This is a genomic window from bacterium (assembly GCA_012517375.1).
In the GTDB taxonomy this organism is placed as follows: domain Bacteria; phylum Hydrothermota; class Tepidihabitantia; order B3-TA06; family B3-TA06; genus JAAYVC01.
Genome location: JAAYVC010000008.1, coordinates 1 through 3,197, shown reverse-complemented (window position 1 = coordinate 3,197; position 3,197 = coordinate 1). Strand labels below are relative to the sequence as shown.

Here is a 3,197-nt window from a genome sequence, read left to right as displayed (position 1 = left end):
CTCGTAATGATCAAATCCACCGACTAGAAAGACCTCCTTACCTCTGGCAGGGTCCCCATAAAAATGCGAAGCAATTTTATGGGGTAAGAGCCTTGCGTAAAAGTCCGCAGTGAGATAAGGAGAGAACCTGTGCATGCCGGTTCTCAATTTCCCTATTGGTCCCCAAGGAATTGCCCGTCCTCTCCAGGAGCTTGCTCTCCTCCAGTTCGCCGTAATTTGACGGGTCCCGAAAGAATGCGAAGCATTCTTTTGGGGCGTTAAGTCGGGGAGAGAGGATTCGAACCTCCGATCTCCTGGTCCCAAACCAGGCGCGTTGAACCGGGCTACGCTACTCCCCGCGTGATTGCGATCACTACTGCGGTCGTGCTAGCGGGCACTCTTTGTACCAGTTCAGCAAAGCTGAACTGGAGAGAAGATAATCATTCAATTAATCACTTCTTGTAGACTTGAATTATAGCCGTCCTTGCCAGGGAGTCAATGTGTCTTTTTCAGATACTCTGCAAGCTTTCTTATCGCCTTTGCCCGGTGACTGATGCGGTTCTTTATCTGCATTCCCAGTTCCGCATTAGTCCTTGAAAATCCCTGAGGTATGAAAATCGGGTCATAACCGAAGCCTTCATTTCCTTTGTATTCGAAAGCAATCCAGCCTTCAAGAACTCCTTCAAAAGCCACAAAACCGCCCCCATCACCTTCCAGTAATGCTAGGGTTGCCCTGAAACGTGCAGTTCTATCGTAAATGGGTAAGTTACCTAACTCTTTAAGTATTAGACTACACTTATCCTTATGCGGAAGTTCTTCACCTCCGTATCTTGCAGAAAGTGGTCCGGGTTTTCCGTCAAGCGCATCGATTTCCAGCCCTGAATCCTCACCGCATATCAGGCCAGGGAACTGACTTCTGTATGTTTCCGCCTTTTTCCTTGCGTTTTCTAAATAATCAGACCCTTCTTTAACATCTATATCTCTAAAAAAAAGCTCGGCGGGACTTACTACTTCTATTATCCCGCCAAGTATGCTTTTAAACTCTTTTAGTTTACCCTGGTTCGATGTTGCGACCAGCAGTTTACTGTGCATTAACCTCCGTTTGAACTATCCACGCGTCCAAGTATCCGAGATTTTTGGCCTTCTCGCGAAGTATTTCTGCGTCTGAACGGTTCTTGTAGTCGCCCACGCGAACCTTGTAGTAAGGCGGATCGTATTCAACGTAGACCTGCTCGGTGAACTTGAAACGCGCTTCACTGGCTATCTTCTCGGCGCCGTCGTTGGTGCTTGAGGCAAAAAGCTGTACCCTGTATCCGGGAACCTTGTTTCCGGAAGGCGTTATTGTTGTCGTCGTAGTGCCCTGTTTTTCCATATCATATAGCGAATAATCGCTTCCGGGCGAGACCACTTTTGTGGTCTTTCTCGGTGTGCATGCAAGGACTGCAACAAATACCAGAGCCAGTGCAATCAAACGTTTCATTTATGCACCTCCTAGGGTTTTCGAGGAGCATGCCGTTCAAGAAGCTTCTTGATGTCAGCCGCTCTCTCTTTTGCACATACGAGTACCGTATCGTGCGTTTTTACAATTACAAGATTGCTGACACCCAGTAGGGCTACCTCGCCCTGGGCCGCAACTACTATACAATCTGCGCTGTCCAATGATATAAGTTTACCGACACTTGTGTTTTTGTCAACCCCTTTTTTGAGGTGTCGTTCTACTGCAGCCCATGAGCCAACGTCATCCCAACGGAATCTTGCGGTGATGACGGCAACGTTCGAGGCCTTCTCCATAATGGCGTAGTCTACTGATGTTGCTTCCGATTTGGCATAAGATTCTTTTGTTAACTTGCGGTTTCCGGAACTCAGAAGAGCATTGTAAGTTTTTGAAGAATGAAACTTGAAAGCTTTTATTATTTCGCCAACCTTCCATACGAACATCCCTGAATTCCAGAAGTGTTTGCCCGATTTCATGTAGTTTTTGGCTTTAATCTCATCCGGCTTCTCGTGAAACTTCTTCACCCTGAAACCAGAATTGCCGAGAGGGTTTCTTCTATCAACCTCAATGTAACCGTAACCGGTTTCAGGTCGAGCTGGCGGGATGCCGAATGTCACAAGATAACGTTTTTCGGCAAGTTCTACCGCTTTTTTCAGGTCACTTAAATAAGTTTTTGCTGGAGTTATCAAATGGTCAGCCGGCAGAACGACCATCACGGCATCGGGTTTATTCCTCAATCTCCTTGCAGCGAGCGCGATTGCTGGCGCGGTGTTGCGTCCTTCGGGTTCGACTATCAGGTTTTCAGTTTTTACCCACTTCAAGTCATTCTTTAAAGGTCTTGTAAGATGTGGAGGGAGTACGAAGAGAATCCTTTCACTAGGAACGAGAGGCAGAATTCTTTCCACCGTCTCCTGGATCATTGTTTTATTTGAAAATATCTTCAAAAACTGTTTAGGCCGTTCAGGGGTGCTTAAGGGCCAAAAACGTTCTCCTTTGCCGCCGACAAGAAGCACTGCGTAAATCTCAGGGCTTTTCTTAGTCATACATGCAACCCCAGATTAAACTTAGACGCATTCCCTTGATACAAGTCTTATGCAGTCTTCCTGACCTGGCGCATAATGATTGGTCTGGCGGGAGATTTGCATCGCAAATTTTTGGGCTTATCATTCTCGCCATGTCCACTTAAGTCTTGCCGTGATCGAGCCTACAGTCATCACCGTCTTGATCAGCGCCGGCATAAGATTCTCATCTTTAGTAAGATAGAAAATCAAAGTACCGCCGGAACCGAAGTTGCCCTTTCCTGAAACCTCGGGCACAAGTTTAGTGCATACAAAGCTGCCATCCTTGGATGCGCTCGAACGAACCTGAACCTCGCTCACCGCCTTGACCTGCGCCTTGTCCGTTTTCCTGTCCGCGTGGAGGATAACGGTACGCTCCTCACCCAACTTCAGCGGATTGAGTCTGAAAAAGTAATAAATCGAAACTATATCCAACGTCCCTGATTCAAGGGGATAAGTTGAACCATCCTGATATCTTATAAGACCATTTTCCCAGTCGTAGCGGACTTTGATCAAGGTGTCGTAGTTCTTTTCGTGCATGCGCTTCTCGAAATAAAGGGTCTTGAAGGAATCCTTCGTCACATATGAATACAGCGTGTCGTTAATCGTCACGAGCCAGTCAAGATTGGGAAGCGAATTCAGTACGGACCTAAATCGGTAGCAGG

At 47.0% G+C, this 3,197-nt stretch carries 4 protein-coding genes and 1 tRNA gene; all 5 read right to left on the bottom strand.

Features of this window, described 5'->3' with window-relative positions:
- Positions 1-262: 262 nt before the first annotated feature.
- Positions 263-338: transfer RNA gene (locus GX441_01030), tRNA-Pro, on the bottom strand.
- Between the two features lie 136 nt (positions 339-474).
- The gene (rdgB, locus tag GX441_01025; protein NLI97227.1) at positions 475-1,071 is read right to left on the bottom strand and encodes an RdgB/HAM1 family non-canonical purine NTP pyrophosphatase; all 597 of its coding nucleotides are present in this window, start codon (positions 1,069-1,071) and stop codon (positions 475-477) included.
- On the bottom strand, positions 1,061-1,459 hold the full coding sequence (locus GX441_01020; GenBank protein ID NLI97226.1) for an SPOR domain-containing protein: 399 nt from the start codon (positions 1,457-1,459) through the stop codon (positions 1,061-1,063). Before GX441_01020 ends, rdgB begins: the two co-directional genes overlap by 11 nt.
- Positions 1,460-1,470: 11 nt before the next feature.
- Entirely contained in the window at positions 1,471-2,517 is a 1,047-nt protein-coding gene (locus GX441_01015; protein NLI97225.1) for a mannose-1-phosphate guanylyltransferase, read from the bottom strand.
- Between the two features lie 120 nt (positions 2,518-2,637).
- Positions 2,638-3,197 (bottom strand): DUF3108 domain-containing protein (locus tag GX441_01010; GenBank protein NLI97224.1); only part of this gene is annotated, 560 nt, incomplete at its 5' end.